18 protein-coding genes are annotated in these 18,939 nt (G+C 65.6%); 11 read left to right on the top strand and 7 right to left on the bottom strand.

The features are described from left to right. The first annotated feature begins 120 nt into the window (after positions 1-120). Both K4G67_RS04965 and K4G67_RS04960 read left to right on the top strand, forming a co-directional pair. The gene (locus K4G67_RS04965; RefSeq protein ID WP_239805272.1) at positions 121-1,158 is read left to right on the top strand and encodes a cell wall hydrolase; all 1,038 of its coding nucleotides are present in this window, start codon (positions 121-123) and stop codon (positions 1,156-1,158) included. 83 nt (positions 1,159-1,241) lie between these two features. Then, on the top strand, positions 1,242-1,817 hold the full coding sequence (locus K4G67_RS04960; protein WP_239805271.1) for a hypothetical protein: 576 nt from the start codon (positions 1,242-1,244) through the stop codon (positions 1,815-1,817). 8 nt (positions 1,818-1,825) lie between these two features. Here K4G67_RS04960 and K4G67_RS04955 read toward each other — a convergent pair whose 3' ends face one another. Genes K4G67_RS04955 through K4G67_RS04940 form a run of 4 tightly spaced genes read right to left on the bottom strand, consistent with a single transcriptional unit; the run spans position 1,826 to position 5,590 of the window. After that, the gene (locus tag K4G67_RS04955) at positions 1,826-2,767 is read right to left on the bottom strand and encodes a M48 family metallopeptidase (protein WP_239805270.1); all 942 of its coding nucleotides are present in this window, start codon (positions 2,765-2,767) and stop codon (positions 1,826-1,828) included. After that, positions 2,767-3,603, bottom strand: a complete 837-nt coding sequence (gene fabI / locus K4G67_RS04950; RefSeq protein ID WP_239805269.1) for an enoyl-ACP reductase FabI — start codon at positions 3,601-3,603, stop codon at positions 2,767-2,769. The genes K4G67_RS04955 and fabI overlap by 1 nt, the downstream gene beginning before the upstream one ends. Next, positions 3,600-4,637 carry a YihY/virulence factor BrkB family protein gene (locus K4G67_RS04945; protein ID WP_239805268.1) on the bottom strand — a complete coding sequence of 346 codons (1,038 nt, stop codon included), beginning with the start codon at positions 4,635-4,637 and terminating at the stop codon, positions 3,600-3,602. The genes fabI and K4G67_RS04945 overlap by 4 nt, the downstream gene beginning before the upstream one ends. After that, positions 4,634-5,590: a DnaJ C-terminal domain-containing protein gene (locus K4G67_RS04940; protein ID WP_239805267.1), complete on the bottom strand. Its 957-nt coding sequence runs from the start codon at positions 5,588-5,590 to the stop codon at positions 4,634-4,636. Before K4G67_RS04940 ends, K4G67_RS04945 begins: the two co-directional genes overlap by 4 nt. 171 nt (positions 5,591-5,761) lie before the next feature. Here K4G67_RS04940 and pdxH point away from each other — a divergent pair, with 171 nt between their 5' ends. The 3 genes from pdxH to K4G67_RS04925 are packed head-to-tail and all read left to right on the top strand — an operon-like array spanning position 5,762 to position 8,234. Next, positions 5,762-6,391, top strand: a complete 630-nt coding sequence (gene pdxH, locus K4G67_RS04935; protein WP_239805266.1) for a pyridoxamine 5'-phosphate oxidase — start codon at positions 5,762-5,764, stop codon at positions 6,389-6,391. 10 nt (positions 6,392-6,401) lie between these two features. Further along, positions 6,402-7,427, top strand: a complete 1,026-nt coding sequence (locus K4G67_RS04930; RefSeq protein WP_275588745.1) for a cation diffusion facilitator family transporter — start codon at positions 6,402-6,404, stop codon at positions 7,425-7,427. 6 nt (positions 7,428-7,433) lie between these two features. Continuing rightward, positions 7,434-8,234 carry a PhzF family phenazine biosynthesis protein gene (locus K4G67_RS04925; RefSeq protein WP_239805265.1) on the top strand — a complete coding sequence of 267 codons (801 nt, stop codon included), beginning with the start codon at positions 7,434-7,436 and terminating at the stop codon, positions 8,232-8,234. Here K4G67_RS04925 and K4G67_RS04920 read toward each other — a convergent pair. Then, positions 8,228-9,349, bottom strand: a complete 1,122-nt coding sequence (locus tag K4G67_RS04920) for a serine hydrolase domain-containing protein (RefSeq protein WP_239805264.1) — start codon at positions 9,347-9,349, stop codon at positions 8,228-8,230. The two genes, K4G67_RS04925 and K4G67_RS04920, sit on opposite strands and share 7 nt — an antisense overlap. Before the next feature lie 38 nt (positions 9,350-9,387). Between K4G67_RS04920 and K4G67_RS04915 the strand changes: the two genes are divergently transcribed. Continuing rightward, on the top strand, positions 9,388-9,789 hold the full coding sequence (locus K4G67_RS04915) for a hypothetical protein (protein ID WP_239805263.1): 402 nt from the start codon (positions 9,388-9,390) through the stop codon (positions 9,787-9,789). Here K4G67_RS04915 and K4G67_RS04910 read toward each other — a convergent pair. After that, the gene (locus tag K4G67_RS04910) at positions 9,777-10,679 is read right to left on the bottom strand and encodes a hypothetical protein (protein WP_239805262.1); all 903 of its coding nucleotides are present in this window, start codon (positions 10,677-10,679) and stop codon (positions 9,777-9,779) included. The genes K4G67_RS04915 and K4G67_RS04910 overlap by 13 nt on opposite strands. Continuing rightward, on the bottom strand, positions 10,676-11,866 hold the full coding sequence (mnmA, locus tag K4G67_RS04905) for a tRNA 2-thiouridine(34) synthase MnmA (protein WP_239805261.1): 1,191 nt from the start codon (positions 11,864-11,866) through the stop codon (positions 10,676-10,678). Before mnmA ends, K4G67_RS04910 begins: the two co-directional genes overlap by 4 nt. Before the next feature lie 208 nt (positions 11,867-12,074). Here mnmA and sciP point away from each other — a divergent pair, with 208 nt between their 5' ends. From sciP to K4G67_RS04880, 5 genes are all read left to right on the top strand, one after another. Beyond that, positions 12,075-12,374 carry a CtrA inhibitor SciP gene (gene sciP, locus K4G67_RS04900; RefSeq protein WP_239805260.1) on the top strand — a complete coding sequence of 100 codons (300 nt, stop codon included), beginning with the start codon at positions 12,075-12,077 and terminating at the stop codon, positions 12,372-12,374. 62 nt (positions 12,375-12,436) lie between these two features. Beyond that, positions 12,437-12,700 (top strand): GlsB/YeaQ/YmgE family stress response membrane protein, encoded by a 264-nt coding sequence (locus K4G67_RS04895; RefSeq protein WP_239805259.1) that lies wholly within the window; start codon positions 12,437-12,439, stop codon positions 12,698-12,700. Positions 12,701-12,959: 259 nt separating this feature from the next. Further along, positions 12,960-14,207 (top strand): efflux RND transporter periplasmic adaptor subunit, encoded by a 1,248-nt coding sequence (locus K4G67_RS04890; protein WP_239805377.1) that lies wholly within the window; start codon positions 12,960-12,962, stop codon positions 14,205-14,207. Positions 14,208-14,220: 13 nt separating this feature from the next. Beyond that, positions 14,221-17,655: an efflux RND transporter permease subunit gene (locus K4G67_RS04885; protein ID WP_239805258.1), complete on the top strand. Its 3,435-nt coding sequence runs from the start codon at positions 14,221-14,223 to the stop codon at positions 17,653-17,655. A 36-nt stretch (positions 17,656-17,691) separates the two neighbouring features. Further along, on the top strand, positions 17,692-18,933 hold the full coding sequence (locus K4G67_RS04880; RefSeq protein ID WP_239805257.1) for a DUF445 domain-containing protein: 1,242 nt from the start codon (positions 17,692-17,694) through the stop codon (positions 18,931-18,933). Positions 18,934-18,939: the final 6 nt, after the last annotated feature.

Here is an 18,939-nt window from a genome sequence, read left to right as displayed (position 1 = left end):
TGTTCCATACGTTTTCGCGTCTCTAGATCGTTTGACTCCCGTCCCGCAGAATGAAATTGCTTACGCGTGCGAACGAGCCCAACCCTACCTAGCCCCCTTTTACAGCGACTTTGCCGCCGGATGCTCCGGCCTCATTACGCATTCGCGGCGCTTCTCGTGCTGTGCATATCGCTCGGTATCGCAGGCGACCTAACACGCCGCCATATGTTTGGCAGCGAGCCGAACTCCACAATGTCGCAGGGTCGGCGGCACGTCCCGGCAAAGCTCGATACGATGACCGCGGATAAGATCCGCCCCCTGCACGCCGAGGATGCCCGCACCATCAATTCGCAGCAGCCGCTTGCCAGCGAGGCAATCACCCCCCCAACTGCGTTCAAGCCCATGTTCGCCGCAGCATCGCAGCGCGTCCGTGCCCTCGACTGTCTTGCAACGGCGATCTACTACGAGGCCGGAATGGAAGGCGAGGATGGCCAACGGGGCGTAGCACAGGTCGTGCTCAACCGGGTCCGTCACAAAGCCTATCCCAATAGCGTGTGCGGTGTCGTATATCAGGGCGCCGAACGGAGCAGCGGGTGCCAGTTCACCTTTACTTGCGACGGCTCGCTTGCCCGCGCACCTGCGCCCCGCCGCTTTGCTCAGGCGCGCAGGATTGCCGCGGATGCGCTCGCCGGTTCGGTCTACGCACCGGTGGGGCTATCGACGCATTATCACGCGGACTACGTCGTTCCATACTGGAGCCCGAGCCTGTTGAAGACAGCAGTGGTCGGCGCGCATATCTTCTACCGCTCGCCCGGTCGGGCGGGGCGAGCGGGCGCGTTCGCCGCACATTACGCCGGGGAGGACGTCGTTGTCCCCGAAGCGACGCCAGCCGCGAGTCCGGTGACGGAGGTGCCGCAGCGCCATGCCGCCAATCCCGCACTGGCGGCCAAACCGATCGCGCCGGAGGATCAGGCCGACGAACTCGATCGTTTCGCCATTCTGGATTATCGAAAAGCCGGGGAGGTGGCGCCGGCTTCTGCAATCGACCGCCGAATCGCGGCATCCGTCCGGTCCGCCGCAAGCGCATCGCCCACAGCGCCGAAGGCCGAAGCTCCGTCCGGAAAACGCCCAACGACCCCCCCATCCACCAGGTCGCGGCCACAGATCGTTCTCGATTGATTGCGGGTCGGCAACTCCCGCTGGCGTTGCGGCCCGCTCCCGCATAAGAGCGACCTTCCCCCCCGCGCATCGAGATGGAAAGCATGATGGGTTTTTGGAAATTCGGTATCGCCCTCGTCGCGGTTGGGCTCGGCGGGTGCCAGACGCCCGGCGTCGCCGATTATACCCCGTCACGCGATACACTGTCCTACCTCCAACAGCTCGACGGGACGCGCGTATCGGTCGGATCGTTTGGAAATACGCCGGCGAGCCTTGCCGATGCGACGGATACGGGCCTGTTTTCGGCGTGTTCGCTCAAGGTGGACGGCGGTCCCGCCTGGACCGGCCCATCGGATTATATTCGCGGCGCCATGATCGAGGAATTGACCGTCGGCGGGCTTTATGCGGCGCAGGACGCCCCCGTGATCGATGGCGCGATCGAGACGCTATCCTTCACCCGCGATCCGGTATTCGGCGGTGCATGGGATATTGCGGTGGTGCTTACCGGGGCGGGCGGGGCGCAATTCCGCCATGAGAACACGTACAAGTTCGATGTCGGCGCGCTGGGCGGGCCGACGGTATGCCGCCGCGCAATCGACGCGTTTCAGCCGGCGATCGTCGAATTCTGGGAAAGCGCCGCCCGCTCGCCGCAGTTCCGCGCGTTTCTGAAGAGCCAGTAAGGCCGCGCCTACCCGCCGGAGGGTAAACGCGCAATCTCGTCGCGCATGAACCGCACGCGCGTACGCCAGCCGGGATGATCGCGGCCAGCAAACAGCGTGCGCCTGCGTGGTCCGAAATGTTCCCAGAACCGGACCGCGCCCGCCGGATCGTAGCCTGCATTGTCGAGCAGGTGGATACTTTCGCGATCAGCGGCGATCTCGGTCGCGCGGACATTCGCAGATCGGCGCCCCACCCGATCGAGATAGGCCCGGTGGCGCAGCGTATTATGCGCCAGCTCATGGGCCAGCACGGCGGCGAGCTCGTCTTCGTTGCGCACTACGCCGGAGATTGCCGTGGTCACGACGACAAAGGTGCCGTCCGCGCGCGCGTTCAATGTCGCCGACGGTTCGAGGTGAAAGCGCGTGGCGCAGCCGGGCTCTCCCACAATGTCGACCGTCATGACATGACCGTTGCGCATGATGTCGAGCTTAGCACGGCCATCGGCGAACGCGGCCATCACGGCCTCTTCGATCGCCTCGATCCCGGCTTTGCTCGCCCCCTCATCATCGCCGGCCGATGTGTTCACACGAACGCCGTCCAGCGCGCGCAACACGTCACCTTCGCGCAGACCCGCGCGGTCCGCGGCGCCGCCCGGAACCACGGCGAGGATACGCGGCCCCGCATCGAGCGCGAATTGCGCGACCGCCGCATCACGGAACGAGGCCGAATATTGCGACAGATCGTGCACGCTGAAGCCCGGAAGAAAGGCACGGTCGGCACAACGCGCGACATTGGCACGCGCGAGCCGGTGCCCGATCGCGGCAATCGTCCGGTCGAGCCGCGCAATCTGCCGCAGCGCGTCCTGCTTGTCATTCGCCTGCGCCTGCGCCCCGCAGAGCAGCCCCAGCGCCGCGAGGACCGCCGCGCCCCGGCGCATCGCGCGGGGGAAGGGCAGGGCGCCCGCCGCCATCAACTCAGCGCGATATCGGGCGCATCTTCCTGCTTCATGCCGATGAGGTGATAGCCGGCATCGACATGATGCACCTCGCCCGTGACCCCGCTCGACAGATCGGATAGCAGGTAGAGCCCCGCGCCGCCGACATCCTCGATCGTGACATTGCGGCGCATCGGCGAATTGAGCTCGTTCCATTTCAGGATGTAGCGGAAATCGCCGATCCCGCTCGCCGCCAGGGTCTTGATCGGACCGGCGGAGATCGCGTTTACGCGAATGTTCTTCGGACCCAGATCGTTGGCGAGATATTGCACGCTCGTCTCCAACGCGGCCTTCGCCACGCCCATGACGTTATAATGCGGGATGACCTTTTCCGCGCCGTAGTAAGTGAGCGTGACGATCGAACCGCCATCGCGCATGAGCGGCATCGCCCGCTTCGTCACGGCGACGAGGCTGTAGGCGGAAATGTTCATCGTTTTCAGGAAATTGTCGAGGCTGGTATCGACATATTGCCCGCGCAATTCGGTCTTGTCCGAAAAACCGATGGCATGGACGATGAAATCGAGGCTGTCCCACCGTTGCTGCAGCGTGGTGAAGGCCGTGTCGAGCTGATCCATGTCGGACACGTCGCATTCGATGAGGAAATCGCTGCCCAGGCTTTCGGCGAGGGGTTTCACCCGCTTGGCCAGCGCCTCGCCCTGATACGAAAAGGCGAGCTCGGCCCCCTGCGCACGCAGGGCGCGGGCGATGCCCCACGCCAGCGACTTATCGTTCGCCAGCCCCATGATGAGACCACGCTTTCCCTGCATCAGATTGCCGGTTGCCGGGTTATTCTGTCCGGTTTCAGTTGTCATTTATGTGTGTCCGCATCTGTCTTGGCTCTTGATTTCGGAATCTCGGTTTCGCGCCTGACCTCGCGCTCTTCGGGCGTTTCGGCAAGCGCGGCATTCAATTCCGCACCCACCACCAGCCCTAGACCCACCAGCCAGAAAAAGAAAAGGGCGATCATCACCCCGGCAAGGCTGCCATAGGTAAGATTATACGCAAACATCAGCCGCAGCGCCGGGGGCAGGGTGGTGCTGACCGTGATCCACCATGCGGTCACCAGCACCGCGCCCGGCCATTTGGGATAGTCGCGCCCCCGATATCTCTTCGGCGTGAGTGACAGGAACAACAACCATAGCGACAGCAACAGCCCGAAACCGGGAATGAAGCGCGACAGCGCCAGCGTGCCGATCAGACCGCTCGCCTCCGGAAACCAGGCGCCGATCACCTCCTGCGCGGCGGAAATGAAGAATTGCGCGGCAAGGCTCATCATCAACAGCATGACCGCGCCGACCACGACCCCTGCGAAAAAGAGCCGCTGACGCAGGAAACCGATCGTCGGCTGCGTGCCATAGGCGCGGTGAAGAATATCGCGAATGGTCCCGATCAGGCTGCCCACGGTCCAGAAGCCGAACAGGGCGCCTGCCCATAACAGCCAGCCATTGCGCGCGCCGACGACGTCGCGGGCGACGGGTTCGATCACGTCGGCGACCACGCCCGGCACGGCGAGGAGAAAGGCATTGATCGCCGCGGTCCGGTCGCTGGCATCGCCGAACAGCGAGAAGATCGCCGCCCCGGTTATGAAAAACGGAAACAGCGACAGGATCGCCATATAGGCGAGATTGCCCGCATGGATGAACCCGTCGTTATAGGCGCCGGTCCACACGCGTTTCGCAATGGCGAAAAAGCGCGAACCCGGCCCGACTTCCTGTTTTGCAAGACGGATGCCCTTGCGCAATTCGGCGCGCAGATGGGCGGCATGGCGGCGGCGCCCCTCTGGCGTGAACTCGGCCGGGTGGGCGGAGGCGGAATCGCCCTCTTCGCGGGGCGGGGGCGGCCTCACACGCCCAGCTTTGCCCTGACCGAACGGGTATCCTGCCACCCGTCGAGGCGGGCTTTCAGATCGGAATCGTTTTCAGGCAAGTCGATGACCAGCGTCACCAGCTGATCGCCCCGCCCCCCGGCCTTGCGGGTAAAGCCCCGCCCCTTGAGGCGCAGCACCCGGCCCGACGAACTCCCCGGTGCGATGGTCAACATCACCGGCCCCTCGACCGTGGGAACCTTGACCTTGGCGCCGTTCACCGCCTCGTCCAGCGTGATGGGAAGGTCGATCCGCACCGCATCATCGTCGCGGCGGAAAATGGGATGCGGCTTTTCCACGATGGTGACGATCGCATCGCCATGGCCGCCCGGCCCTGCCTCGCCCTTGCCGGAAAGGCGCATCTGCGTGCCATCTTCGGCCCCTGGCGGCAGTTTCAAATCGATGGTCTTCCCATCGGCGAGCGTGATCCGCTGCGTTTCGAGATTGGCGAGATCGGGAAGCGTCACGGCGAGGCGATATTGCACGTTCGCCCCCTTGGCCGCGGGGCCGCGTCGGCGTCCTCCGCCCATTCCGGCCCCACCCATTCCGGACGAGCGACCGCCGCCGAAGATCCCTTCGAACAAATCGGACAGGTCGACCTCTTCGGCGTGCATCCCGCCGCCCATTCCGCCCATGCCCGCGCGCGGATCGCCGCCGCGAAAACCGCCGCCGCCGCCCGCTCCGCCCCGGCCATAGCCGAAGGGCGATGTCGGATCGCCGTTCATGTCGATTTCCCCGCGGTCGAACCGGGCGCGCTTGTCCTTGTCGGACAGGAGGTCATACGCCTTCGTCACGTCCGAAAACCGTTCCGCCGCCTTCGGGTTGTCGGCGTTGCGATCGGGGTGCAACTCCTTGGCCAGCTTGCGATAGGCGGACTTGATATCTTTTTCGGTGGCGCCGCGCGCAACGCCGAGGGTGGAATAGGGATCAGCCATGCCCGATAGCTAGGGTGCGCGCGGGCGATAGGCAATGTTTCAATGCGCGATACGCGGCAATACCCAATGCGCCCGGCGTCCCCGGCAAGCTCGATGGGAGCAAGGGAACGCTTTGCGCATCCGGCGCGCTTCATTTACGAGACGCCACGCATCGCGGCAAAGGACATGCCAATGACCGAAATTTCGAACGAGACCACCATCCCCGCGCATGACCCGCACGGGTTGTTCGCGCAATGGATGGCAGAGGCGCGCGCATCCGAACCCAATGACGGCAATGCGGTGGCTTTGGCCACGGCCACGCCCGATGGCGCGCCGTCGGTGCGCATGGTCCTGCTCAAGGGGCATGAGGACGGGACGGCAAATGGCGGGCCGGGCGGTTTCGTGTTCTACACCAACCTGACCAGCCGCAAGGCCGGCGAATTGCTCGCCAATCCGCAAGCCGCGCTGCTGTTTCACTGGAAAAGCCTGCGCCGGCAGATCCGCATCACCGGCCGCGTCGCGCAGGTATCGGACGAGGAAGCCGATGCCTATTTCGCGAGCCGTTCGCGCGATTCGCAATTGGGTGCCCATGCCTCAGACCAGTCTTCGCCATTGCCGGACCGGCAGGATTTCGTCGACCGTTTCGAACAGGCGCGCGAACGTTACGAAGGCCAGGACGTGCCGCGTCCCGGACACTGGTCCGGGTTCCGGCTCACCCCGGATGCCATCGAATTCTGGAGCGACCGGCCCCACCGCCTGCACGAACGCCGCGTGTTTCGCCCCGCCGATGGCGGCTGGACGAGCGCGATGCTCTACCCGTAAACGGCGTTTCATGGACACCGCGCCCCCTGCCGCACCTGCCCCTGCCGCACCTGCCCCTGCCGCAGCTGTCCCCGCCGCGACCGACGCGGCGGCGCGCGCCTCGCTCACCCGGAGCGCGGCCGTCGGCAGCATGGCGGTGGCCGGGCTGTTGCTCGTGCTCAAGCTATGGGCGGTGTGGCAGACCGGGTCGGCCGCGATGCTGGGCAGCCTTGCCGATACCGCGCTCGACCTCGTGGCGAGCCTTGCGACCCTGGTCGGCGTGTGGGTCGCGGCGCAGCCTGCCGATCACGATCACCGCTTCGGCCATGGCAAGGCGGAGGCGCTCGCCGCGCTGGTGCAGGTGGTGCTGATCTCCATTTCCTCCGTCGGCATCGCCGCCCGCGCGATGGAACAATGGCTGGGCGGCGCACGGGCACAGGCCGCGGAAAGCGGCATTGCCGTATCGGCGATCGCCATGGTCGCGACGCTGGGCCTGCTGTTGTGGCAACGCCATGTCATCCGCCGCACGGGAAGCCTCGCGATACAGACCGACCATGTGCATTACCGTTCCGACCTGTTGCTCAATTTCGCGGTGATCGCTGCGCTGATGCTCGACCAATATGTCGGCATTACCGGGGCGGACCCGGTCTTCGCGCTGGGCATTGCGGTCTGGCTGGCGTGGAATGCATGGGGGGCAATCCGGGACGCGGTCGATAATCTGATGGATCGGGAATGGCCGGTCGAACGCCGCGAAAGGCTGCTCGACCTTATGAGGGATCATCCGGCGCTGCGCGGCGTGCACGATCTGCGCACGCGGACGAGCGGCACCCATGATTTCGCGCAATTCCATGTGAATGTCGACGGGCAGATGACCGTCGCCGCCGCGCATCAGGTGATGGACGAGATCGAGGCCGCGCTGGCGCTCGAATTTCCGGGGACGGAATTTCTCATCCATCCCGACCCCGACGGCCATGTCGAAACCGGTGTGGAGCGCCCGGTGGATCTCCTCACCGCAGGAGTCGATGCCGATTTCCCCGAAACCCAGGCACAGGGATAACCCGCCATGCCCCGCATACCATACTGGCACGTCGATGCCTTCGCCGCCCGCGCGTTCGAAGGCAACCAGGCCGCCGTCATGCTGTTCGATGCCTTCCCCGACGATGCCACGATGCAGCGCATCGGCGAGGAGAACAATTTTGCCGAAACCGCCTTCGTCGTGCCGTATGAGGGGGAGGAGGCCGATTATCATCTGCGCTGGTTCACGCCGGAGACGGAGATCCGACTGTGTGGTCATGCGACGCTGGCGGCGGGGCATGCGCTGCTCACCTGTGACGGCGGCGCGGAACTGCGCTTTGCCACGCGGCGGGCCGGCGTGCTGCGCGTGCGGCGACAAGGCGAGGGTGGTGAGGGTTACGAGCTCGCGCTTCCCGCCATTCCGACGCAGCCTGGCGAATGGCCCGCCGCCGTTGCCGGGCTCGGCGCGATGCCGCAGGCGATTCAGCGCCACCCCGATGGCTACGACATATTCCTCTATGACAGCGAGGAGGCCGTGCGCGCCTTGCGTCCCGACATGGCCGCGCTCGCCGCGCTGGGCGATGCGCAGTTCATCTGCACCGCGCCCGGTTCCGCAACCGACGTGGTCAGCCGCGTTTTCGTTCCCGGCGCCGGCGTCGCGGAGGACAGCGTCACCGGAAGCGCGCATGCCGCGCTCACCCCGTTCTGGGCCGGGCGGCTGGGCCGGGCGGAATTCACCGCGTTTCAGGCCTCGCGCAGGGGCGGGCGGCTGATCTGCCGGCTCGATGGCGACACGGCGTGGCTGGGCGGGCCGTGCGTGACGGTGGTGACGGGCGAATTCGCCTATTGAATCGGGAACAGCGTCACGATTTCGCGCAATGCGGTATTGAGCGCGTCCATCTGCGCCCGGTCCGAATTGCCGAGCCGCACGATGGTCAGCTTCTGTTCGGGCGAAACGATCGTGAACTGTCCCCTATGGCCGAGTGCGGCAAACAGCGTGTCCGGCGCATCGGCGGGAAACAGCACCGCATTGCGCCCCTCCGGCCGCGGGTGGTTGAGCCAGACATGCCCGCCATAGGCCGGATCGCCGGGCGATGACGTCGTCATGAACCGCACCCAGCCGCGCGGCACGATCTGCGCCCCGTTCGCCATGCCGCCAAGGCGCAGCATCTCCCCGAATTTCGCCCAGTCGCGCGCCGGGGCGTGGATCATGCTTCCGCCGATCATCGTGCCCGCGCGGTCATATTCCGCGATCGTCGCATCCATGCCGACGGGATCGAACAACCGCATCTGAAGATAGCGGTGCATCGCATCGCGGCGCCGGTCGGGATCGGGTGAACGGGTCAGCGCCCGCGCCGCGATATCGGCAAGGATGACGCTCGTCGGCGTGGCATAGTTGAATTGCGCGCCCGGGGTATGGTCGAGCGGCTGCGTCTCGGCATAGGCGGCCATGTCGTCGCGCCCGTCCACCGCGAGCATGCGGACCGTGTCGGCATCCTGTGCCGGGCTCGCGGTTTCGGCATGGCGCAGGCCCGATCGCATCTGCAGCAAATGGCGGATCGTGATGTCGCCGCGCGGATCGCCGGGCCGCTGCCACGCAGGGATCGGCGCCGGCTGATCGAGCGAAAGCGCCCCGTCCGCGATCAACATGCCGATGAGCACGCCCGTCACGGTCTTGCTCATCGACCAGCCGATCATGGCCGTGTCCGCATCATACCCGTCCGCATAGCGTTCCGCGACGACCTTCCCGTCGTGAAGGATCAGCAGCGCGCGCGTTTCGCCCGCACGCTCGGCAAAGACATCGTCGATGGCATAGGCGAGCTTTTCGCGCGGCACGGCGGCACCGGGCGCAATTGCGGCGCGCGATTCGGTGCTCGGCGGCTGCGGGCCTGTTTCCTGTGGCGAACAGGCGGCGAGCGCTGGCACGCAGAGCAGGGCGAGCATAGAAGGAAGGCGGCGCATCATCGTGCCGCCCGTTCAACCGCGAAGCGCAGACAAAGGCAATGGCCGACACCGATATGCCCACCAGTAACACGCCGAAACGCAAGGACGCGCCGCATTCCGCGGCTCGCCATCCCATCCGGCAACCGCCGCGCACGGTGGCGATGATCGTCCTCGCCATCGTGATTGCCGCGGGGGTCGCGTGGTATCGCTACCAACCCGGCCTTGCGGCGCAGGCGGGGGCGGGGACGGCTTTCGGTGCGCGCACGGCCTGCTCATGCCGCCACATCGGCGGGCGCGACCTGTCCGATTGCAGGAAGGATTTCGAACCGGGCATGGAGTTCGTGATGTTGAGCGAAGACACCGACGAACGCAGCGTCACCGCGCGCGTGCCCCTGCTCGCATCGAGCACGGCGACATGGCGCGAGGGATATGGCTGCGTGCTCGACCCTTACGAGGGGTAGCGGCATTCTTCCTGCCGGTTCGAGGGCAGTTCGGGCCAGGCTGCGTCTTTGGCAAGCTGCGGCGGCGGGGGCGATGGAATGGGCGGCGGCGGGGGGACCGTGACGCGGCATTGATTCTCCGACCGGCCCCGCGCCATGCAGCGGGCCATAGCCTCGTCCCGCATGGTGCGGACCCGCCTCTGTTCGGCGGTGAGTGCGGCGTCATAGGCGGCCTGCAACCGGGCATCCTCTTCGCGCGAATTTTGACAGATGGGAATGTTGCGAACCTCCGCCACCGCCGCAACCGCACCCGCGCCGCACACCGCATGCCAGCGCCGTTCGACCGCCGCATCGCGGACGATGCTCTCGAAATAGACGAGCCCCTCCGCCCCGACGCGCAGGATGTTCTGAGGGCCCGGCCCCGCCCCGATCGCGAGCCGGTTGGCTTCGTCGCGCAACAGGCCCGCCTGTCGCGAGAATGCGAGCAGCGGCCCGTCCGCGTCATCGAGCCGGAAGCATCCATGGGCGAGCACGATGCGGTGGCGGCCATAACGGCCCACGAAACTCTCATCGGTGTCCATGTCGACGACGACCACGTGACGCGGCGGCGTATTCACGATCCACAGCTTGACGAGAGCGAACAGGTCCCCCGGCACCGGCGACAGACGCACAGGCGCAAATATCCGCACCTGGTCCGCCTGCGGCGCGGACAGCAAGGTGCCCGCGCCAAACGGCGGATCACCCATGGTCACGCCAACAGGTGGAGGCGCGGCGACGGCAGGCGGCAATTCCGCCACGTGCAGCCCAAAGGGCGGGCCGACATGTTCCGGCTCATCGCCGGTAAACACATCGATAAGCGCCGCGAGCGCCAGCGCGGTCCATGCCGCGACCAGCACGCCCGCGCGTGTCATCCGGGCAGGGTCTCGCTGGCCCCCGTATCCTCGATCCAGCCGCCGCCTAAGACCCGGTCCCCGCAATAGAGCACGGCCGCCTGTCCCGGCGCGACGCCATATTCCGGCGTGTCAAACAGGATGCGCGTGCGCGCCCCGTCGCCAAGCGGCCCGTCGAGCGTGACCGGCACCGGCTTTGCGAGCGAGCGAACCTTCGCGGTGATAGGGGCGTCGGGCACGGGGCCAATCCGGTTTGTTTCGCCGATCACCGCGCTATCGACCGCGAGCAATCGTTTCGGCCCGACCAGCACGCGCCCCGCATCCGCGTCGATCCGCACGACATAGAGCGGCTCGTCCTGCCCCCCGATTTCGAGGCCGCGCCGCTGACCCACCGTATAGTGGATGATCCCCTTGTGCCGGCCCAGCACCTCGCCGCTCAGTGCGTGGACGATATCGCCCTTGTCCTCGGCCTCCGGTCGCAATTTGCGGACGAGCGCGGCGTAATCTCCATCGGGCACGAAACAGATATCCTGGCTGTCGGGCTTGCCCGCGACGCCGAGGCCGAGCGCGGTGGCAATGTCGCGCACCTGCGACTTGGGTAATCCGCCCAAGGGGAAACGGATGAAGTCGAGTTGCGCCTCTGTGGTGGCGTAGAGGAAATAGCTCTGATCCCGGGCCGGGTCGGCGGCGCGGTGGAGTTCCGGGCCATGCGCGCCCATCGCCCGCTGGACGTAATGACCCGTCGCAAGACAGTCGGCGCCAAGATCGCGGGCCATCGCGAACAGATCGGTGAATTTCGGCCCGATATTGCAACGGATGCAGGGAACAGGGGTGCGCCCGGCCAGATATTCGTCGGCGAACCGGTCGACGACCTCTTCGCGAAAGGCGCTTTCATGATCGAACACGTAATGCGCGATGCCGAGCCGGTCGGCCACCGCGCGCGCGTCGCGAATGTCGTCCCCGGCACAGCATGCGCCCTTGCGCTTCACCGCCTCGCCATGGTCGTAAAGTTGCAGCGTCACGCCGATGACCTCGGCCCCGCTCGCGGCGGCGAGCGCGGCCACGACCGAGCTGTCGACCCCGCCCGACATGGCGACGACGATACGCTTGTCGGCGGGCGAGCCATCGAGCTGAAAGAGCGCGCCGGCGTCGAGACCTGGGGGAAGTGCGGGAGCGGCATGCGTGGGGGCGGAAACGGGATGGGGCATGAGGCCCGCGATACACGTTTCCCCGCCGCCGCGAAAGATGTGTGCAAAAGGCGCCCTACCGCCCCGCACAGGGCGGCGCGTTTACCCGATGATAAGGCTTCGCATCATAAAGGAAGGCGGGGCCGGGCCGTCGTTGACGCAGCGATGGTGCGCACCCCCAAAAGCTTCCGTGCGGGATGGCAGAACCCGCAGGCGTAACGAGGAACCGATGATCGAGAATCAAAAAATCACCCCGGCCATGGTGATCGGGCCGCAAGGCGAACCGATGACGCTGGACGATCTGCCGCCGCCCACGACGCGCCGCTGGGTCATACGCCGCAAGGCCGAGGTCGTCGCCGCGGTAAGCGGCGGTCTGCTCACCATTGACGAGGCATGCGAACGTTACGCGCTCAGCCTCGAGGAAATTGCATCCTGGCAAAGGGCGATCGAACGATCGGGCATGAAGGGGCTTCGCGTCACGCGCATCCAGAAATATCGCGATAAGTACAAGCGGCAGATGAATTACTGACCGCCAAGAGGAACATATTGCAAGCACTCACGTTTCCCTCCCAATCTTGAAGGAGGCATAACATGGGTTTTATTATTGCACTGATCGTCGGTGGTATCATCGGATGGCTCGCCAGCATCGTGATGCGCCGGGATGCCTCGATGGGCATTTTCTGGAATATCGTGGTGGGTATCGTCGGTTCGTTTCTGGGCCGGCTCATCGGCGGCCTGTTCGGCGCCGGTTCGACGCTGACCAGCTTCGATCTCGTCGGTCTGCTGTTCTCGTTCATCGGTGCGGTCGTTCTGCTCGCCATCGTGAACATGGTGCAGCGCGGACGCGTTCGCTAAGACCGTAACGAAAAGTCCGGTACCGGATCCGATAGGACGCCCCCCCCCGGTACGCCTGTCCCGGTCCCTGCCTGCAATGGGCTCGCCATACGGCGGGCCCATTTGCGTGTATGGGCCGCCGCCCGGCGTCATTTCCAGCCCCAAAAACGGCTGCACGGGGATTTCGCATGTGCGGCTTGTTTCGGGTGATATAGTTGTGTAACACAGCTTATTCTTCAAATCCCGTCCGGGGCTGGGGCGGATTCGGGCAGTGAGCCATATGCAATACGAACATTCGATCGGTTCCGCGCCAGGGGGGGAGCTCGCGCGCGAAACCGGCACGCAATCCGTCGATGCGGATCGCTCCGTCGTGACGGAGTACCAAGAGGACGAACGCGTTCATTCGACCCGGCGGCGCCGGATCCTCATCACCGCCGCGGCGGTGGTGCTGGCGCTTGTCGCTCTTGCCTTTTTCCTGGCGGGGGATGACGCGCCGGCGGTCGGCGACGAAGAGATCGCCGCAGGGGCGGAGGTGCCCGCCGTATCGGTGCTGATGCCGGGGCAAAGCAACATCGAAGGCGCGATCACCACGAGCGGCACGCTATCCGCCCGCCGGCCGGTTCCTGTCGGCTCCGTCGGCGAAGGCGGCGAGGTGCGCAGCGTGCGCGTCGATCAGGGGGACTGGGTCCGGCAGGGGCAGATCCTGGCCGTGATCGACCGTTCGGTGCAAAGCCGCCAGGTCGATGCACAGCGCGCGCAGGTGGAGGTGGCTCGTTCCGATGCCCGGCTCGCGCAGGCGAATCTGGATCGCGCCTCGCAGCTTGTCGAGCGCGGCTTCATCAGCACGGCCGACATCGACCAGCTTACCGCGACGCGCGACGCCGCCGCGGCCCGCGTCCGCGTGGCGGAGGCGCAGCTTGGCGAACTCAACGCCCGCAATGCGCGGCTCAATATCGTGGCCCCCGCCGCCGGTCTCATCCTCACGCGCAGTGTGGAGCCAGGGCAGGTCGTGGGCGGTGGCACGCAATTGTTCACCATCGCCAGCGGCGGCGAAATGGAAATGGCCGCACAGATCAGCGAAAGCGATCTGGCGCGGCTTTCGGTGGGCGTTCCGGCACGGGTCACCCCTGTCGGGACCGAGCAGACGTTTGCCGGACAGGTCTGGCAACTCGCCCCGACCATTGACGAGACCACGCGGCAGGGCACGGCGCGCATCGCGCTCCCCTATGATCGCGCCCTGCGGCCGGGCGGTTTTGCCAGCGCGGTCATTCAGGCCGGCACGTCCAGCGCGCCGGTGCTTCCTGAATCGGCGCTTCTTTCCGATGATGACGGCAGCTATGTCTTCGTTCTGGGCGAGAACAACCGCGTCCGGCGCAGGGCCGTTCGCACCGGGCTGGTCACGCCGCGCGGGATCGCGGTGACCGAGGGGCTTACGGGCAACGAACGCGTCGTCCTGCGCGCGGGCGGTTTCCTCAACGACGGGGATGAAATCGAACCCCGCCTTGTCAAGCGCGAGAGCGCACGATGACGGGATACGCGGCATGAACGTCAACCGCATTTCCGAATGGTCGATCCGCAATCCCATCGTGCCGATCGTCGTGTTCGCGGCATTGTTGTTCGCCGGCATCCTGGCGTTCAACCGGATGGACGTGAACAACAATCCGGACATCGATTTTCCGGGCGTAACCGTCACGGTCGTGCAACCGGGCGCCGCCCCCACCGAAATCACCACACAGATCACGCAGATCGTCGAGGCCGCCGTCCGTTCGATCAACGGCGTCGACCAGATTCAATCCACCGCGAGCGAAGGCAGCAGTACGACCTTCGTACAGTTCGAGATCGGCATCGATCCCAACGATGCGGTGAACGAGGTGTCCAACGCCATCGACCAGGTGCGGGGCGACCTGCCCGACGGCATTCTGGAACCGCGGGTCAGCAAGGTCAATGCCGGCGGCAACGGGCCGATCGCCTATTACGCGGTCAGCGCCGACGACATGACGATGGAACAGCTCAGCTGGTTCATCGACGACACGATTTCGCGCCGCCTTCTGTCGATCGAGGGCATGGCCGCGGTCAGCCGCGCGGGCGGCGTGGACCGCGAAATCCGCGTGGTCGTCGACCCGTCGCGGATGCAGGCCTATGGCGTGACCGCGGCGCAGGTGAATGCCGCATTGCGTCAGATCAATACCGATGCGGGCGGCGGGCAGGCCGAAATCGCCGGTTCACGGCAATCGGTTCGCGTGCTCGGCAATGCGGACAGCGCGTACAACCTGCGCGACACGCGGATCAACCTCGCCGGGGGCCGCGCCATCCGCCTGCGCGACATTGCCGATGTCTACGACGGATATTCCGAACAATCCTCTATCGCCAAGATCAACGGCCGGCAGGTCGTGACTTTCGGTATGGAGCGCGCCAAGGGCGCCTCGGACGTGAGCGTCTACGACGCCGCGCTCGAGGAGCTCGACGCGATCGAACGGGAAAATCCCGGCATTCACTTCACGCAGCTGTTCACGAGCGTCGAATACACGAAATCGCAATATGACAGCTCGATGGAGGCGCTGGTCGAGGGGGCGATCCTCGCCGTTGTCGTCGTGTTCTTCTTCCTGCGCGACTGGCGCGCCACGCTGATCAGTGCGGTCGCCATTCCGTTGTCGGCGATCCCGACGTTCTGGTTCATGGACATGATGGGCTTCACGCTCAATACGCTGTCCCTCCTGGCGTTGAGCCTGGTGGCGGGCGTGCTGGTCGATGACGCCATCGTCGAGATCGAGAATATCGTGCGCCACATGCGCATGGGCAAAAGCGCGTTCCAGGCCTCGATCGACGCCGCCGACGAAATCGGGCTCGCCGTGGTGGCGACCACGATGTGTATCGTCGCGGTGTTCCTGCCCGTGGCGTTGATGCCGGGGATCACGGGACAGTTTTTCAAGAATTTCGGGGGGACGGTGGTTGCCGCCGTTCTCATGAGCCTTGCCGTCGCGCGCATGATCACGCCAATGGCGGCGGCCTATTTCCTGAAGGCGCACGGCCATGCCGAACACGGCGAGGGCCGCGGCATGGATATCTACATGAGCGTGCTGCGCTTCATGATGAATTCGGACAAGGCCGAGGCTTTCAAGCAGCGCCATCCCTCGCCGATCGCCTTTCTCGTGCCCGCGTTCATGTTCGGGATCACGGTGTTCGCAATCACGCTCGTGCTGATGCTCGCATCGGGCGGGTTTGCCGAGTTTCTCGGATCGCTGCTCCAATCCGCCATTGTCGGCGGCATCGCATCTGGCGCGATGCTGGCCATCATTCTTCTCGTTTCGCTTATCGGTGCGATGTTCGGATCGGGCACCATGATGGGCCGCGCGCGCAGCTTTGGCCACCGGGCGCAGGCGCGCGCGCGCGACCATCGGCTCTGGGCGTTTTACATCGGCCTGTTCGCGCTCGTGGCGACGGTCGCCTTGTTCATGAACATGCCGCAGCAGTTCGAGCCGCAAACCGATTCCGACGACAGCCGGATCGACATTTCGATGCCGCCGGGCACCACCATCGAACAGACCGAGGTCGTCGCCGACCGGGTCGCCGCCTTCATGACGAAGCAGCCCGAGGTCGAACGCGTGATGGAGCGGGTGAACGAAGGGTCCGCAAGGCTTTTCATCACCCTCGTTCCCGCAGAGGAGCGCACGTCGAAAAGCTTCGAACTGGAACGCGCGCTCACCCCCGCGCTTCAGGAAGTGTCCGATGCCCGCGTCAGCTTCGCCTCGCAGGGCGGTGGGTTTTCGGGTCGGGCACTCTCGATCATGCTGACCGGGTCCGACCCGGAGCAGCTCGACGAAACGGCGCAGACGCTGATCGAGCAGATGCGGACCATACCCGAGGTCGTCGCCCCGCGGATTGAGGCGGACCTGCAACGTCCCGAACTCATCATCACGCCGCGGCTCGACCTTGCCGCGCAGCTTGGCGTGACGACCTCCTCATTGAGCCAGGCGATCCGTATCGCCACGCTGGGCGAGATCGATCAGAACGCGGCGAAATTCTCGCTATCCGACCGGCAGGTGCCGATCCGCGTGATCCTCGACCGTTCGGAACGACGGGACATCGACACCATCGCCAACCTGCCCGTGCCCACCGCGACAGGTGGCTCCGTCCCGCTCAACCGCGTGGCAGAGATCAGCTTCGGCGCCGGCCCGACGCAGATACAGCGTTTCAATCAGGCGCGCCGCGTGCTTATCGGGGCCGATCTTGCCGCCGGCGCGGTATCCGGACCCGTGCGCGAGAAGATCGATCAGCTCCCGATCATGCAGAACCTGCCCACCGGCATTTCCAACCGCCCCGTCGGCGACGCCGAATGGCAGGAGGAATTGAACCAGAACATGATCACTGCGGTCATCACGGGCATCCTGCTGGTCTTTGCGGTGCTGGTCCTGCTTTACAAACGCGTGGTGTCGCCTTTGGTGAACATGACCTCGCTCCTCCTCGCGCCGCTGGGTGGTCTGTTGGCGCTGCTTCTGGTGTCGGCGGTGACCGGTGTGGCGATGCCGATCTCGCTGCCGGTGTATATCGGCTTGTTGATGTTGCTCGGCATCGTGGCGAAGAATTCGATCCTGCTGATCGATTTCGCGCTGGAGGAGATGGAGGCCGGTGTCCCCAAGCGGGCGGCGATCATCGATGCGGGACACAAGCGTGCGCAGCCGATCGTCATGACTACCGTGGCCATGGCGGCGGGCATGGTGCCGACGGCAATCTCGCTTTCGGGCGATGGCGCGTGGCGGCAACCGATGGGGATCGTGGTGATCGGCGGGCTGATCATGTCCACGCTTCTGACGCTCGTCATCGTGCCGGCGGGTTTCAGCCTCGCCGACGGCTTCGAAAAGCGCGTCGGCCCGCGCCTGCGCCAATGGCTGCTCACCTATCGTCCGGGGGAGGGGGAGCCTGCGCCTGCCGAAACCCCGCGCGCCGATACCGGGCCCGCCGCCCAAGCTGCGCCATAACGGTTTGTCTTGACCGCATCCCGGCTTAATTCGACCATGCCTGCGGACGATGTGCAGGACCGGGGGCGGACCATGCGCATGTTCGCGACAGGGCTGCTCGTGCTCATGGCGGTCGTGTTCTTCGTCTCGCGGCGGTACGACGATATTCCCGCGATTGGTTTCGTCACGGCGTTCAGCGAGGCGGCGATGGTCGGCGCGCTGGCCGACTGGTTCGCGGTCACCGCCCTTTTCCGCCATCCGCTTGGTTTGAAAATACCGCATACGGCGATCATCCCCACGAACAAGAACCGTATCGCCGATAATATGGCGGGTTTCCTGCGGCACAATTTCCTTATTCCGCAAGTCGTGGCGCGGCGCATGCGTCCCATGAACCTCGCGCAGGCGGCGGGAGATTTCCTCGCCGATCCGGAGCGGCTGGCCCAATCGAATGTCGGGGCGGGTGCGGCGGCGCTCTTTGCCGAGATCCTGGAATCGCTCGACCCCGATCGCCTCGGGGCACAGGTGAAGGACGGGTTGAAACGGCAGCTCGAAGGGATCGAGATCGCGCCGGTGCTGGGTGAGATGCTGGCCGGGGCGATCGCGGATGGGCGTCATCTCCCGTTGATGGACGGGGTGATCCGCTGGGCGGGGCTCACGCTCGAGGATAACGAGGAGCTCGTCCGGCAGATGATCAGCGACCGGGCCAATTCGCTGCTGCGCTGGACCGGGCTCGATGCGAAACTTGCCAATTCGGTGCTCGACGGGCTTTACCGGATGCTGGCCGAGATGCTGGTCGATCCGGACCATCCGCTTCGCGCGAAGGCGCAGGAAGGTCTGGACAGCCTCGCCCACGATCTGGTCCACGATCCGGCCATGCGGGCCAGGGTCGAAGGGTTCAAGACCGAATTGCTGAACAACCAGGCCGTCGGCGCATGGTGGCAGGGGGTGTGGGAACGGATGCGGCACAAGCTCATCGCACTGGCCCGCGATCCGCAACCGGTGTCGGGCTATCTGAGCGGGACGCTCACCGATCTTGGCCGGGCGCTGCAATCCGATGCGCGGCTGCAATTGCAGATCAACCGCTTTGCCCGGCGCAGCGCGGTGGGCGTGACGAGCCGGTATGGCGATCAGCTGGTGCGGCTTGTCTCCGAAACGGTGAAAGGGTGGGACGCGGCCACGATCACCGACCGCGTCGAACGGGCGGTCGGGCGCGACCTGCAATTCATCCGCATCAATGGCACGCTGGTCGGCGGGCTCGTCGGGGTGGCAATCCATACGTTAGAACTCTGGCTGCCCTAGGCGCGG

The sequence above is a fragment of the Croceicoccus hydrothermalis genome, assembly GCF_022378335.1.
Lineage (GTDB): Bacteria > Pseudomonadota > Alphaproteobacteria > Sphingomonadales > Sphingomonadaceae > Croceicoccus > Croceicoccus hydrothermalis.
This window is presented reverse-complemented; position numbering and strand designations above follow the sequence as displayed.

Excerpts from the sequence above, each read along its gene's own strand:
- K4G67_RS04965 (WP_239805272.1), top strand. The coding sequence starts at position 121 with ATGCTCCGGCCTCATTACGCATTCGCGGCGCTTCTCGTGCTGTGCATA.
- K4G67_RS04960 (WP_239805271.1), top strand. The coding sequence starts at position 1,242 with ATGATGGGTTTTTGGAAATTCGGTATCGCCCTCGTCGCGGTTGGGCTC.
- K4G67_RS04955 (WP_239805270.1), bottom strand. The coding sequence starts at position 2,767 with ATGGCGGCGGGCGCCCTGCCCTTCCCCCGCGCGATGCGCCGGGGCGCG.
- fabI (WP_239805269.1), bottom strand. The coding sequence starts at position 3,603 with ATGACAACTGAAACCGGACAGAATAACCCGGCAACCGGCAATCTGATG.
- K4G67_RS04940 (WP_239805267.1), bottom strand. The coding sequence starts at position 5,590 with ATGGCTGATCCCTATTCCACCCTCGGCGTTGCGCGCGGCGCCACCGAA.
- pdxH (WP_239805266.1), top strand. The coding sequence starts at position 5,762 with ATGACCGAAATTTCGAACGAGACCACCATCCCCGCGCATGACCCGCAC.
- K4G67_RS04930 (WP_275588745.1), top strand. The coding sequence starts at position 6,402 with ATGGACACCGCGCCCCCTGCCGCACCTGCCCCTGCCGCACCTGCCCCT.
- K4G67_RS04925 (WP_239805265.1), top strand. The coding sequence starts at position 7,434 with ATGCCCCGCATACCATACTGGCACGTCGATGCCTTCGCCGCCCGCGCG.
- K4G67_RS04920 (WP_239805264.1), bottom strand. The coding sequence starts at position 9,349 with ATGATGCGCCGCCTTCCTTCTATGCTCGCCCTGCTCTGCGTGCCAGCG.
- K4G67_RS04915 (WP_239805263.1), top strand. The coding sequence starts at position 9,388 with ATGGCCGACACCGATATGCCCACCAGTAACACGCCGAAACGCAAGGAC.
- K4G67_RS04910 (WP_239805262.1), bottom strand. The coding sequence starts at position 10,679 with ATGACACGCGCGGGCGTGCTGGTCGCGGCATGGACCGCGCTGGCGCTC.
- mnmA (WP_239805261.1), bottom strand. The coding sequence starts at position 11,866 with ATGCCCCATCCCGTTTCCGCCCCCACGCATGCCGCTCCCGCACTTCCC.
- sciP (WP_239805260.1), top strand. The coding sequence starts at position 12,075 with ATGATCGAGAATCAAAAAATCACCCCGGCCATGGTGATCGGGCCGCAA.
- K4G67_RS04895 (WP_239805259.1), top strand. The coding sequence starts at position 12,437 with ATGGGTTTTATTATTGCACTGATCGTCGGTGGTATCATCGGATGGCTC.
- K4G67_RS04890 (WP_239805377.1), top strand. The coding sequence starts at position 12,960 with ATGCAATACGAACATTCGATCGGTTCCGCGCCAGGGGGGGAGCTCGCG.
- K4G67_RS04885 (WP_239805258.1), top strand. The coding sequence starts at position 14,221 with ATGAACGTCAACCGCATTTCCGAATGGTCGATCCGCAATCCCATCGTG.
- K4G67_RS04880 (WP_239805257.1), top strand. The coding sequence starts at position 17,692 with ATGCCTGCGGACGATGTGCAGGACCGGGGGCGGACCATGCGCATGTTC.